This is a genomic window from Aeromicrobium sp. Root495 (assembly GCF_001426755.1).
Classification (GTDB): domain Bacteria; phylum Actinomycetota; class Actinomycetes; order Propionibacteriales; family Nocardioidaceae; genus Aeromicrobium.
This window is the reverse complement of record NZ_LMFJ01000001.1, coordinates 1,179,059-1,190,939: the sequence shown is the minus strand read 5'-3', so window position 1 is coordinate 1,190,939 and position 11,881 is coordinate 1,179,059. Positions and strand designations below refer to the sequence as shown.

Sequence of the window (11,881 nt, the reverse complement as noted above, 5' to 3'; positions counted from 1 at the left end):
TTTAACCCAGCAACCATCGTGGTCCCGACCGGTCTCACTCGGGCGCGGCGTCGAGGTGGTCGATCTCCAGCTGCGCGCCCACCGGAGGCTTGAGCCCGAGGTGGCGCCAGGCGGCCGGGGTGGCCACCCGACCCCGCGGTGTGCGGGCCAGGAAGCCGAGTCGGACGAGGAAGGGCTCGGCGAGCTCCTCGACGGTCTCGCGCTCCTCGCTCACGGCCACGGCCAGCGTGCTGATGCCGACCGGTCCCCCGCCGAAGCTGCTGCACAGTGCGGTGAGCACGGCCCGGTCGAGGCGGTCGAGACCGAGCGGGTCCACCTCGTAGAGCGCCAGCGCCTCGTGCGCGGAGTCGTGGTCGATGACGCCGTCGGACCGGACCTGGGCGAAGTCGCGGACACGGCGCAGGAGACGGTTGGCGATGCGCGGGGTTCCTCGCGAGCGCGACGCGATCTCGGCGCTGCCGTCGGACGTGACCTCGAGGCTCAGCAGGCCTGCCGACCGCTCGACGATGCGCTGGAGCTCGGCGGCCTCGTAGTAGTCGAGCTGGGCGGTGAACCCGAACCGGTCGCGCAGTGGGCTCGGCAGCAGGCCCGCTCGCGTGGTGGCACCCACCACGGTGAACGGGGGGATCTCCAGCGGGATGGCGGTGGCACCGGGACCCTTCCCGACGATGACGTCGACGCGGAAGTCCTCCATGGCCATGTAGAGGAGCTCCTCGGCCGGGCGAGACATGCGGTGGATCTCGTCGATGAAGAGGACGTCGCCCTCGTTGACGCCGGACAGGATGGAGGCGAGGTCGCCGGCGTGCTGGATGGCAGGGCCGCTCGTGATGCGCAGCGGCGCTGCGAGCTGGTTGGCGATGATCATGGCGATGGTCGTCTTGCCCAGTCCGGGCGGACCCGAGAGCAGGACGTGGTCCGGGGTGCTCCCCCGGCCGACGGCGGCCTCGAGCATGAGCGAGAGCTGCTCACGCACCCGTTCCTGGCCCACCAGCTCCTCGAGGGTGCGCGGACGCAGGGCGGCCTCGAACGCGCGGTCCTCGGCGGTTGCTTCCTCGATGCTGTCCATCATCACGCCTTGGAGAGGGCTCGCAGCGCCTCACGCAGGAGCGTGGGCACCTCGGGGACGTCGGAGGTGGGGTGCTGCTCGGCCACGTGCTCGACCGCCCGGTCGGCGTCCTTGGCGTTGTAGCCGAGACCGAGCAGTGCCTCGTGGACCTGCGCCCGCCAGATCTGCGCGGGCGTCTGTGCCGGTGCGATGCCGGGAGCGCCGATGCGGTCCTTGAGCTCGAGGATGATGCGCTCGGCACCCTTGCGCCCGATGCCCGGCACCTGGGTGAGTGCTGCATGGTCGGCCGAGGCGATGGCGGTGCGCAGCCGGTCGGGCGGGAGCACCGCGACCATGGCCTGGGCCACCTTGGGACCGACGCCGCTGGCGGTCTGGACGAGCTCGAACATGTCGCGCTCCTCGGTGTCGGCGAAGCCGTACAGCGTGAGCGAGTCCTCACGGACCACGAGCGACGTGGGCAGCTGGGCCTCCTGGCCGAGCCGCAGGCCAGCGATGGTCCCGGGGGTGCACAGCACGTGGTGGCCCAGTCCCCCGACGTCGACCACGACGGCGTTGAGCGTGAGAGCCGCGACCGGCCCGCGGACGAACGAGATCATCGGGCGGCCTCCACGGCCTGCTGGAGCCTGGTCTTGGCGGCGCCCCGCCAGATGTGACAGATGGCGAGCGCGAGGGCGTCGGTGGCGTCGACCGGCTTGGGCGCCTCGGTGAGCCGCAGCAGGCGCACGACCATGGCGGCCACCTGCGCCTTGTCGGCCCGGCCGTTCCCGGTGACGGCGGCCTTGACCTCGCTCGGCGTGTGCAGGTGCATGGGCAACCCGTGCCGCGCGGCCACGAGCATCGCGATGGCACTGGCCTGGGCCGTTCCCATGGCGGTGCGGACGTTGTGCTGGCTGAAGACGCGCTCGATGGCCACGACGTCGGGACGGTGCGCTGCGACCGCCGCCTCCAGCCCGGCCTCGAGGCGGTGGAGACGCTTCTCGATGGCCAGGTCGGCAGGCGTGGTGAGGACGTCGACGTGCGCCATGGTGAGCGGTCGGCCGACGGATCCCTCGACGACGCCGAGGCCCAGGCGCGTCAGGCCCGGGTCGACCGCGAGCACGCGCGTGTGTGAACGCATGTTCGAACGATAACCGTCCGGTCCACCAACCGGCAGCGCGCCACGCCGAGCCCCGAGATTCGCGGCCTCATCCACCGGATCGTCGATCCGGACGAGGCAGAACGGTGGATGGAGCCGCAGATCTCGGGGTGGGCGGGTCAGAGCTCGGCGAGGACCTCGTCGGAGGCGTCGAAGTTGGCGAAGACGTTCTGCACGTCGTCGCAGTCCTCCAGCGCGTCGACGAGCTGCAGCACCTTGCGGGCGCCCTCGACGTCGACCTCGACGTTCATGGACGGCACGAACAGGGCGTCGGCCGACTCGTAGTCGAGGCCTGCGTCCTGCAGTGCGGTGCGGACGGCGACGAGGTCGCTGGGGTCGCTGATGACCTCGAACGACCCGCCGAGGTCGTTGACCTCCTCGGCACCGGCGTCGAGGACGGCCAGCAGGATGTCGTCCTCGCTCGTGGGTCCGCCCTCCTGCTCGGCGGAGACGATGATGACGCCCTTGCGGCCGAACATGTAGGACACCGAGCCGGGGTCGGCCATGGTGCCGCCGTTGCGCGTCATGGCGGTGCGGACCTCCATGGCGGCGCGGTTCTTGTTGTCGGTGAGGCACTCCACGAGGAACGCGACGCCGCTCGGGCCGTATCCCTCGTACATGATCGTGGTGTAGTCGACGCCTGCGCCGTCGAGACCCCCGCCGCGCTTGACGGCGCGGTCGATGTTGTCGTTGGGGACCGAGGACTTCTTGGCCTTCTGGACGGCGTCGTACAGCGTGGGGTTGCCCGTGAGGTCGGGTCCGCCGGTACGCGCGGCGACCTCGATGTTCTTGATGAGCTTGGCGAACATCTTGCCGCGCTTGGCGTCGATGGCGGCCTTCTTGTGCTTCGTGGTCGCCCACTTGGAGTGGCCTGACATGGCGGGGTCCCTTCTACAGCTGTGTGACGAGGTCGACGAACAGTCCATGGACGCGGTCGTCGTCCCCGACCTCGGGGTGGAACGCGGTGGCCATGAGATGCCCCTGTCGAACAGCGACGATCCTATCGGTGCCCTCGATCTCGACCGAGGCAAGGACCTCGACGTCGGGGCCCGCACGCTCCACCCAGGGCGCCCGGATGAAGACGGCGTGGACCGGGTCGTCCAGCCCGACGAAGTCGAGGTCGCCCTCGAACGAGTCGACCTGACGTCCGAAGGCGTTGCGCCGGACCGTGACGTCGAGGCCGCCGAGCGTCTCCTGCCCGACGATGCCGCCCGTGATCTCGTCGGCCAGCATGATCATCCCGGCGCACGTGCCGAGCGCCGGCATCCCCTCGGAGAGTCGGCCGACGAGCGGCTCGAACAGCTCGAACGAGCGGGCCAGCTTGAACATCGTGGTGGACTCACCACCGGGCAGCACGATGGCGTCGCAGCGCTCCAGCTCGCTCGGCCGGCGGACGCCGATGGCGTCGGCACCGAGGCGCTCGAGGGCGTGCACGTGCTCGCGGACGTCGCCCTGCAGGGCGAACACTCCGATGGTGGGACTGGTCACCGGACCACCCTACGGACGCAACACGACGGCGGTGACGCAAGGTCACCGCCGTCGCTCCCTCTCGGATTCCCTCCCGATTGGGTCGTTGAGAGAGTCCAGGCCGCTCGGGGGCAGCACCTGTTGACTCCCTCGATCACCGGATAGGGGCACTCCTCCCGCCCCGGCGACGTCTTCAATGTACCTCGGTGCAGGTCACGCAACCGATGAGTTGCAGCTGACTCGTCCGAGCAGCAGCGACACGTTGAGGCGCCACGACCGGAACTCGGTCGTCTTCCAGGCGTAGGGGGCATTCGGTGAGGCAGCGGTGTAGACCCGTACCCAGACCGAGGATCCACTGAACCCGCCCAGGAACCCGCTCTCCACGGTGAACGAGGTCGTCGCGCCCGACCCGACGGCCACCGTCATCGTCGAGGTGGCGTTCCCCGAGGCGGACGAGGCGTACTCGATGACGTACGTGTTGTTCTGGTTCGAGGCGGCGTTGGGGACGGTCAGCGTCGCGGTGACCGGGATGCCGAGCGCGTTGTTGTTGTTGGCGCAGGTCATGCTCGCGGCTGCCGTGACGGACCGCGTGGCGACGGTGCCACTGGTGACCCTGCCGGTGTCGACGAAGGTGGCCATGGCGGGCGCCGCGACGGCCAGCGTCACGACACCGGCAAGGGCCGGGACAGCGAGGCGGGCAGCCTTGCGACGTCCACCCGGCCTGCGACGCTGACCACCCGAGCTGCGACGTCCTCCGTGGTCGTCAGGTCCACCGGGGCGCAGGACGACCAGGGCCAGACCAGCCGCCAGCAGACCGAGCAGGAACAGCCCTGCCCCGCTGCGCAGGAAGCTGACGGCGTAGCCGGCGAGCGGGATGTCGAACAGCACCCGGTCGGCCGAGGCCACGCGGTACAGCTCGGCATCGGGGTTCTTGTTGGCGTCGCCCTTGAGCTGCAGCGGACGTTCACCGGAACCGCTCTGGCCGATGGAGACGATGCGGTGCGTGACGCGATCTCCGGAGGAGGTGCTCACGCTCACGACTTCTCCCTTGGAGAGGTCTGCCGCCGGGACGTTCTTGGCGAACGCCAGGGCGCCGGTGCCGATGGACGGGCTCATGGAGCCGGACCGGAACACGAGCGGGCGGACGTCGAGCACGGCGCAGGCGATGGCAGCGACCAGGCACAGGGAGCCCAGGACGGCTCCGACCGTGAGGGCGCGGTCGCGAAGCGTGGTGCTTCTCATCAGCTCGTGGCCTGCGTGGCGTCGAGCTTCATGACGACCTTCGTGGACTTGTTCTGCAGCGTGTTGGTGGCCGTGGAGCTGAGGATCACGCGGACGCAGAGCGACCTGGTGGCTCCGGCCACGAGCTTCACCGGGGTGGCACCGTAGAGCGTCGTCGTGGAGCTGGTGGAGGGGTTCTGGCTGTAGGTGGAGGTGCCGCCGGTGCAGCCTCCGACCCGGTCTCCGTTGGCCGCGGTGCCCGTCGGGGTGGCCGCGGTCGCTCCGTCGAACACGATGACCTGGAGGCCCTGGGTGGGCGTGGCAGCGACGTAGAGATCGTTCGTGGTGGTGGTGACCGTGCCGTTGAAGGTGAAGGGGGCGGTACCCGAGTTCTTGACGACGACCGTCTTGGAGATGCTCTCCCCCGGCGCCAGGTCGCTGACGGCCAGTGCGGTGTAGTCCCAGTTGCTGGCGGCGTCCGTGGCGCCCACGGTGCCGGTCCCGACGAGGTTCTCCGCTCCCGTGGAGGGTCCTGCGGTGAGGTCGAGCGTGCCCGTCTTGATGGTGGCGCCGGTGATGGTGCCGGTGTCGGACCAGGAGGCCCAGGTACCGGTGCTGCCGAGGCAGACGACGACGCCGAGGCACAGGGCGGCCTTCAGGCGGGTGGAGCGCGAGGTCGAGGCAGCGCGTCGCTCGGCCCGGCGACGGGGCGCCGTGTGGCTACCGGAGGTCTGACGCATCTTCGTTCCTGTTCTTCGTGCTGATGAGGAGGAGGCCGCCGCCGAGCAGGACACCGGCGAGGAGCGCCCAGGTGAGGCCGATCTCGGTCCCGGTGTCGGGAAGGAGGCCGCGGAGGCCGCCGCCGTCGCCGTCGCCCTTGGCGCCGTTGCCGTCGCCGTTCCCGTCGAGACCGGCACCGCCGGCGGCGACGTCGGAGAACTGGGTCAGGCGCACCTCGAAGTTCAGCCTGAGGTCCTTGAGCTGGGAGAAGTTGGGCGACAACGGGTCGAAGGAGACCCGGACGGCCACCTTCTGCACGTCACGTGCAGCGACCGTGGCGCGGCTGAGCTCTTGACGACCCGGGGTGGAGATGGAGGTCCACCTGCCGTTGCCGACCCGGGTGGCGACCGAGAGGTCGCCGGTCTCGAGCAGGCTGTCGACCTGGGACCCCAGCACGTCGATCTCGAGCGTCCCGCGGTCCTGGGACTGGTTGCGCACCCAGAAGGCCGACGTCTCGGTGTCGCCCGGGACCCAGCGCATGTCCGGGTCGAAGAGGGGCGTCGTGAGCGAGGAGGACCAGGTCTTTCCGTCCGTGCTGAGACCGAGCTCGTCGGCTGCCTGTGCAGCGACAGGTGCGGCGAGCAGGGTCATGGCCATGACAAGAAGACGGAGGAGGTGACGCTTCATGACGCGACCGCCTCCTTCTTCCGTCGTCCGGGCTCGGGTGTCTTCCTGGTGCGGTCGCGCACGCCGGACCCGATCATCAGGACCGCGTAGGCGATGAGGCCGCCGGCCACGACGTAGACGGCGGTCTGACGCTGCTGGCCGTTGAGCACGTTGTTGACGTACCCGAGGTACTGCACGGAGTACCACCGCTCGCCCCGGATCTGCTCCGGGAGGCGGAGGTCGCCGTCGGGGGTGTCGTTGGCGTCGCCCTTGGTCTCGAACAACGTCGTGCCGTCGAGGCGGTGCTTGACGGCGGAGACGCGGTGCGTCACATACACGTCCTGGCCCGACCTCAGCTGGACGGTGACGACGTCACCGACCTCGAGGGCCTCGGGGTCCACCGGCTTGGCCACGACCAACGTGCCGGGCGGCATGGTGGGCTGCATCGATCCGGTGAGGACCGTGTACGGGGTTGCTCCGGCCAGACGCGGCACGAGGACGGCGACGACGAGCATGGCGACGAACCCCAGGAGCAGTGCCCACACTGCCACTCGGAAGGTGAATCTCGTCGCGCTACGCATCATCCATCGCCTTCTGCACCGTGCCGGACGGGCGGCTCACGCCGCCCGTCCGGACCTGAACGGAGCGGGTCGCTCAGTGGTTGTCGTCCTGGACCAGCGAGATGGCGATGTCGCCGATGGTGGCGGCCTTCTCCTGGGTGTCGTTGCCGTTGACCGTGGTGGACCCGTAGGGGAAGCCGACCTTGATCGTGGCGATCAGGAACTTGCCGTCGTCGGTCGAGTCGATCGTCGTGTCGGCGGGGACCGCGCCGGTGCCGTCGGCAGCCGTGGCGACCTGGTACGAGGCCGTGACGGGCAGAGACTTGGTGGGCGCCGACGTGAGCGTGCCGGTGGCGCCGGCCGTGGCCGGGGTGGTGAGCGTGGCCGAGAGGTGCGCGCCGGCGGCGTTCACCTTGTAGGTGCAGACCTTGGTCAGGCTGTCGCCCGGGACCAGGAGCTGCGTGCCGTAGGTGGCCTCCTTGCCGACGACGCCCTTGTCGAGGATCCAGGATCCGCAGGTGTCGTCGGTGATGGAGAGCTTGCCGCTCGAGATGGACGTGCCGGTGATGGTGGCGCTGTCGCTCCAGTAGGCCAGCGTGCCGACGCCGCCCATGAGCAGGACAGCGGCTCCACCGGCGGCGAGGGCGCCCTTGGTCGACTTCTTCATGATGTGCTCCGTTTCAGATGTGGCGCCCTGGTGGCGCGACATACCAAAGACGGACCGACGAACTGGATGTGACGCCGGAATGACGGAAAAAGTTCGAAAACCTCCGAAATAGTCGTTTGTGACTATCTCGGAGGTCCGAAAGGCCCGGGCCTGAGGTCCTACCAGCCCCGCGTCTCGAGGCGGTGCGGCTCGGGGATCTCGTCGACGTTGATGCCGACCATGGCGTCACCGAGCCCGCGCGAGGCCTTGGCCACGACGTCGGGGTCGTCGAAGAACGTGGTGGCGCGCACGATCGCGGCCGCCCGCTGCTCGGGGTTGCCGGACTTGAAGATGCCCGATCCCACGAAGACGCCCTCGGAGCCGAGCTGCATGACGAGCGCGGCGTCAGCAGGGGTGGCGATGCCACCGGCGGTGAAGAGCGTGACGGGGAGCTTGCCGGCCTCGGCGATCTCCTTGACCAGCTCGTACGGGGCCTGGAGCTCCTTGGCCGCGACGTACAGCTCGTCCTCGCGCAGGCTCTGCAGCTTGCGGATCTGGCCGGTGATGGCGCGGATGTGGGTGACGGCGTTGGAGACGTCGCCGGTGCCGGCCTCACCCTTGGAGCGGATGAACGCGGCGCCCTCGGTGATACGACGCAGCGCCTCGCCCAGGTTGGTGGCGCCACACACGAACGGGACGTTGAAGGCCCACTTGTCGATGTGGTTGGCGTAGTCGGCCGGCGTGAGGACCTCGGACTCGTCGATGTAGTCGACACCGAGGGACTGAAGGATCTGCGCCTCGGCGAAGTGACCGATGCGGGCCTTGGCCATGACGGGGATCGAGACGGCCTCGATGATGCCGTCGATGAGGTCGGGGTCGGAGGACCGCGCCACGCCACCCTGCGCGCGGATGTCGGCTGGGACCCGCTCGAGCGCCATGACGGCGACGGCACCGGCGTCCTCGGCGATCTTGGCCTGCTCGGCGTTGACGACGTCCATGATGACGCCGCCCTTCAGCATCTCGGCCATGCCGCGCTTGACGCGCGACGTGCCGGTACCGGCGGACGGGGACGGGGTGGGGTTCTCGGTGCTCACTCCCCCATCATACGAACGACGGCGGCACGACCCAACGCCGTCCCGTCCGGCGAGACCAGGATCAGAGCGTCGGGTCCTGCACGGCCTGCTTGTGCACGATCGCCATGCGCTGGAACACCGTGATCGTGCTGGCCACCGCCAGGGCCCACAGCGTGATCTCCGTCAGGAACGGGGCGTTGAAGATCCCGTTGAACCCCGTCATCACGAGGATGGAGACCAGTCGGTCCGACCGCTCCGCGATGCCGCCCTTGGCCTGCATGCCGAGGGCCTCGGCGCGGGCGCGGGCGTACGACGTCAGGTTGCCCAGCACGAGGCAGGCCAGGGCGAGGTAGAAGTACGTGCGCGTGGAGCCGAGGTCGGCCTCGGCGTGGACCGAGACGTAGTAGATGGCGAGCCCGCCGAAGATGGCAGCGTCGCCGACCCGGTCGAGGGTGGAGTCGAGGAAGGCGCCCCACTTGCTCGCCTGGCCCGACGCGCGTGCCATGTAGCCGTCCATGATGTCGCTGAAGACGAAGGCGGTGATGAAGAGGACGCCCCAGAGCAGCTCGCCGCGCGGGAAGAAGAAGAGAGCGCCGAACGTGACACCGATCGTGCCGACGATGGTGACGTGGTCGGGCTTGACCCCGAGCCGGAGCAGGAGGTCGGCGAGCGGGGCCCAGACGTTGGTCCAGAACTGTCGGAATCGTTCGAGCATCAGGCTTCCTTGCTGACGGGTGCGGAGTCCCAGGCCTCGGCGAGGAGGTCGCGCGTGTCCTCGAGGAGCTGCGGCAGGATCTTGGTCTGCCCCAGGACGGTCATGAAGTTGGCGTCGCCGGCCCAGCGGGGCACGACGTGCTGGTGGAGGTGCTGCGCGAGCGAGCCACCCGACACGTTGCCCAGGTTGAGACCGACGTTGAAGCCCTGCGGCTGCGAGACGGCCCGCGTGACGGCGAGCGCACGCTGGGTGAGCGTGGCGACCTCGACGGTCTCGTCGGCCGTGAGCTCGGTGTAGTCGGCGACGTGCCGGTCGGGCACGACCATGAGGTGTCCCGGGTTGTACGGGTAGAGGTTGAGCACCACGAACGCGGTCTCCCCCCGGTGCACGACGAGCTCGGACTGCTGGCCGCCCGCCGCGATGCGGCAGAACGGACAGCCGTCGTCGGGCAGGACGCCGGAGTCGGCCTCCTCGCCACGCACGTAGGCCATCCGGTACGGGGCCCAGAGCCGCTGCAGCCGGTCGGAAGTCACGTCGGTCACCCTAGTCGTGGCACTCAGACCTGGGCGCGCGAGGCGATGGCCTCGAGGATCCGTGTGACGGCCTCGTCGACGGGGACGCCGTTCTCCTGGTCGCCGTTGCGGTAGCGGAAGGAGACGGCGTCGTTCTCGACGTCGTTGTCGCCCACGATGAGCATGAAGGGGATCTTCTGCGTCTGCGCGGTGCGGATCTTCTTCTGCATGCGCTCGTCGGAGCTGTCGACCTCGAACCGGATGCCGGCGCCCTTGAGGCGCTGGCCCAGCGTGTAGAGGTAGTCCTCGTGACGCTCGGCCACGGGGATGCCGACCGCCTGCACGGGGGCGAGCCACGGGGGGAACGCACCGGCGTAGTGCTCGACGAGCACGCCGAGGAACCGCTCGATCGAGCCGAACTTGGCCGAGTGGATCATGACGGGCTGCTGACGCGTGCCGTCCGACGCCACGTACTCGAGGTTGAAGCGATCAGCCGACGGCATGTTGAAGTCGTACTGGATCGTCGACATCTGCCATGACCGGCCGATCGCGTCGCGTGCCTGCACAGAGATCTTGGGGCCGTAGTAGGCCGCTCCGCCGGGGTCCGGGACGAGCTCGAGGCCCGTCTCGGTGGCGACGTCGGACAGGACCTGCGTGGCCACGGCCCACTCCTCGTCGGAGCCGATGAACTTGTCCTTGGTGTCGTCGCGCGTGGACAGCTCGAGGTAGAAGTCGTCCAGGCCGAAGTCCTTGAGCAGGCTCAGGACGAAGTGCAGCAGGTGGCGGATCTCGTCGGGCGCCTGCTCGGGCGTGACGTAGGAGTGCGAGTCGTCCTGCGCGAACCCGCGCACGCGCGTGAGGCCGTGGATGACCCCCGACTTCTCGTTGCGGTACACGTGCCCGAACTCGAACAGCCGCAGCGGGAGCTCGCGGTACGAGCGCTGGCGCGAGCGGAAGATCAGGTTGTGCATGGGGCAGTTCATGGCCTTGAGGCGATACTCCTGGCCGTCGAGGTCGAGCGCCGGGAACATCCCCTCGCCGTAGTACGGCAGGTGGCCCGACGTGTAGAAGAGGCCCTCCTTGGCGACGTGCGGCGTACCGACGTACTCGAAGCCCTCCTCGATGTGGCGACGGCGGACGTAGTCCTCCATCTCGCGCTTGATGACGCCACCCTTGGGGTGGAACACGGGCAGGCCGGAGCCGATCTCGTCGGGGAAGCTGAAGAGGTCGAGCTCCGTGCCGAGGCGTCGATGGTCGCGGCGCTGCGCCTCCTCGATGCGGTGCAGGTGCTCCTCCAGCGCCTCCTTGGTGGGCCAGGCCGTGCCGTAGATGCGCTGGAGCTGCTTGTTCTTCTCGTCGCCGCGCCAGTAGGCCGCGGCCGAGCGCATGAGCTTGAACGCCGGGATGCGCTTGGTGGTGGGAAGGTGGGGACCGCGGCACAGGTCCTTCCAGGCCAGCGAGCCGTCGCGCTTGAGGTTGTCGTAGATGCTCAGGCCGCCGTCGCCGACCTCGACGCTCGCACCCTCCGCGGCGCCCTCGATGCCGGCACCGTCGGCGGACGACTTGAGGCCGATCAGCTCGAGCTTGTAGGGCTCCTCGGACAGCTCCTCGCGGGCGTCGTCGTCGGAGATCTCGCGGCGGGAGAACTTCTGGCCCTCCTTGACGATCTTGCGCATGCGCGACTCGATCGCGTCGAGGTCCTCGGGCTTGAAGGGCTCCTCGACGTCGAAGTCGTAGTAGAAGCCGTCGGTGATGGGCGGGCCGATGCCCAGCTTGGCCGCGGGGAAGAGCTCCTGCACGGCCTGGGCCATGACGTGGGCGGCCGAGTGGCGCAGGATGTCGAGACCGTCGGGCGAGTCGATGGCGACGGGCTCCACGCTCTGCCCGTCGACGAGATCGGCGCTGAGGTCCTTGAGCTCACCGTCGATGCGCGCGGCGACGACCTCGGGGGTCTCGGCGAACAGCTGCCAGGCCTTGGTGCCGGGCTCGACCGTGGTGGGGCGGACGCCCTCGCCGTCGACGATGCTGATGGTCAGGTCGGACATGCGGGAACCCCGTTCGATCGTGACGACCCCTACGGCTGGGCCGTGCTGCTTGGTA

Annotated in this window: 14 protein-coding genes; all 14 read right to left on the bottom strand. The window is 69.3% G+C overall.

What is annotated here, in order from left to right:
• Positions 1-34: 34 nt before the first annotated feature.
• Positions 35-1,066 carry a Holliday junction branch migration DNA helicase RuvB gene (ruvB, locus tag ASD11_RS06030; RefSeq protein ID WP_235503254.1) on the bottom strand — a complete coding sequence of 344 codons (1,032 nt, stop codon included), beginning with the start codon at positions 1,064-1,066 and terminating at the stop codon, positions 35-37.
• Between the two features lie 2 nt (positions 1,067-1,068).
• Positions 1,069-1,662: a Holliday junction branch migration protein RuvA gene (ruvA, locus tag ASD11_RS06025; protein ID WP_056284580.1), complete on the bottom strand. Its 594-nt coding sequence runs from the start codon at positions 1,660-1,662 to the stop codon at positions 1,069-1,071.
• Positions 1,659-2,183, bottom strand: coding sequence for a crossover junction endodeoxyribonuclease RuvC (gene ruvC, locus ASD11_RS06020; RefSeq protein ID WP_056284577.1), 525 nt, complete (start codon positions 2,181-2,183; stop codon positions 1,659-1,661). The genes ruvA and ruvC overlap by 4 nt, the downstream gene beginning before the upstream one ends.
• 137 nt (positions 2,184-2,320) lie before the next feature.
• Positions 2,321-3,079: a YebC/PmpR family DNA-binding transcriptional regulator gene (locus ASD11_RS06015; protein ID WP_056284575.1), complete on the bottom strand. Its 759-nt coding sequence runs from the start codon at positions 3,077-3,079 to the stop codon at positions 2,321-2,323.
• Positions 3,080-3,092: 13 nt separating this feature from the next.
• Complete coding sequence (gene pdxT / locus ASD11_RS06010) at positions 3,093-3,689, bottom strand: pyridoxal 5'-phosphate synthase glutaminase subunit PdxT (protein ID WP_056284571.1); 597 nt, start codon at positions 3,687-3,689, stop codon at positions 3,093-3,095.
• A gap of 192 nt (positions 3,690-3,881) precedes the next feature.
• Positions 3,882-4,910 carry a signal peptidase I gene (locus ASD11_RS06005; protein ID WP_056284567.1) on the bottom strand — a complete coding sequence of 343 codons (1,029 nt, stop codon included), beginning with the start codon at positions 4,908-4,910 and terminating at the stop codon, positions 3,882-3,884.
• Positions 4,910-5,629 (bottom strand): SipW-dependent-type signal peptide-containing protein, encoded by a 720-nt coding sequence (locus ASD11_RS06000; protein WP_056284564.1) that lies wholly within the window; start codon positions 5,627-5,629, stop codon positions 4,910-4,912. Before ASD11_RS06000 ends, ASD11_RS06005 begins: the two co-directional genes overlap by 1 nt.
• A complete protein-coding gene (locus ASD11_RS05995; RefSeq protein WP_056284561.1) occupies positions 5,610-6,296 on the bottom strand; it encodes an LPXTG cell wall anchor domain-containing protein in 687 nt (228 codons plus the stop codon). Before ASD11_RS05995 ends, ASD11_RS06000 begins: the two co-directional genes overlap by 20 nt.
• Positions 6,293-6,826: a signal peptidase I gene (locus tag ASD11_RS05990; protein WP_162246463.1), complete on the bottom strand. Its 534-nt coding sequence runs from the start codon at positions 6,824-6,826 to the stop codon at positions 6,293-6,295. Before ASD11_RS05990 ends, ASD11_RS05995 begins: the two co-directional genes overlap by 4 nt.
• 103 nt (positions 6,827-6,929) lie before the next feature.
• Positions 6,930-7,502, bottom strand: coding sequence for an alternate-type signal peptide domain-containing protein (locus tag ASD11_RS05985; protein ID WP_056284554.1), 573 nt, complete (start codon positions 7,500-7,502; stop codon positions 6,930-6,932).
• A 158-nt stretch (positions 7,503-7,660) separates the two neighbouring features.
• Entirely contained in the window at positions 7,661-8,575 is a 915-nt protein-coding gene (gene pdxS / locus ASD11_RS05980; protein ID WP_056284552.1) for a pyridoxal 5'-phosphate synthase lyase subunit PdxS, read from the bottom strand.
• Positions 8,576-8,636: 61 nt separating this feature from the next.
• Positions 8,637-9,269, bottom strand: coding sequence for a phosphatidylinositol phosphate synthase (gene pgsA, locus ASD11_RS05975; RefSeq protein ID WP_056284549.1), 633 nt, complete (start codon positions 9,267-9,269; stop codon positions 8,637-8,639).
• The gene (locus ASD11_RS05970) at positions 9,269-9,802 is read right to left on the bottom strand and encodes an HIT family protein (RefSeq protein WP_327019519.1); all 534 of its coding nucleotides are present in this window, start codon (positions 9,800-9,802) and stop codon (positions 9,269-9,271) included. The genes pgsA and ASD11_RS05970 overlap by 1 nt, the downstream gene beginning before the upstream one ends.
• A 23-nt stretch (positions 9,803-9,825) precedes the next feature.
• Positions 9,826-11,826 (bottom strand): threonine--tRNA ligase, encoded by a 2,001-nt coding sequence (thrS, locus tag ASD11_RS05965; RefSeq protein WP_056284545.1) that lies wholly within the window; start codon positions 11,824-11,826, stop codon positions 9,826-9,828.
• Positions 11,827-11,881 lie beyond the last annotated feature (55 nt).

What these genes read in the sequence shown, in the direction of transcription:
- ASD11_RS06000 (WP_056284564.1), bottom strand. Translation starts at nt 5,629, where the DNA reads ATGCGTCAGACCTCCGGTAGCCACACGGCGCCCCGTCGCCGGGCCGAG.
- ASD11_RS06005 (WP_056284567.1), bottom strand. Translation starts at nt 4,910, where the DNA reads ATGAGAAGCACCACGCTTCGCGACCGCGCCCTCACGGTCGGAGCCGTC.
- ASD11_RS06015 (WP_056284575.1), bottom strand. Translation starts at nt 3,079, where the DNA reads ATGTCAGGCCACTCCAAGTGGGCGACCACGAAGCACAAGAAGGCCGCC.
- thrS (WP_056284545.1), bottom strand. Translation starts at nt 11,826, where the DNA reads ATGTCCGACCTGACCATCAGCATCGTCGACGGCGAGGGCGTCCGCCCC.
- pgsA (WP_056284549.1), bottom strand. Translation starts at nt 9,269, where the DNA reads ATGCTCGAACGATTCCGACAGTTCTGGACCAACGTCTGGGCCCCGCTC.
- ruvC (WP_056284577.1), bottom strand. Translation starts at nt 2,183, where the DNA reads ATGCGTTCACACACGCGCGTGCTCGCGGTCGACCCGGGCCTGACGCGC.
- ASD11_RS05995 (WP_056284561.1), bottom strand. Translation starts at nt 6,296, where the DNA reads ATGAAGCGTCACCTCCTCCGTCTTCTTGTCATGGCCATGACCCTGCTC.
- ruvA (WP_056284580.1), bottom strand. Translation starts at nt 1,662, where the DNA reads ATGATCTCGTTCGTCCGCGGGCCGGTCGCGGCTCTCACGCTCAACGCC.
- ruvB (WP_235503254.1), bottom strand. Translation starts at nt 1,066, where the DNA reads ATGGACAGCATCGAGGAAGCAACCGCCGAGGACCGCGCGTTCGAGGCC.
- ASD11_RS05985 (WP_056284554.1), bottom strand. Translation starts at nt 7,502, where the DNA reads ATGAAGAAGTCGACCAAGGGCGCCCTCGCCGCCGGTGGAGCCGCTGTC.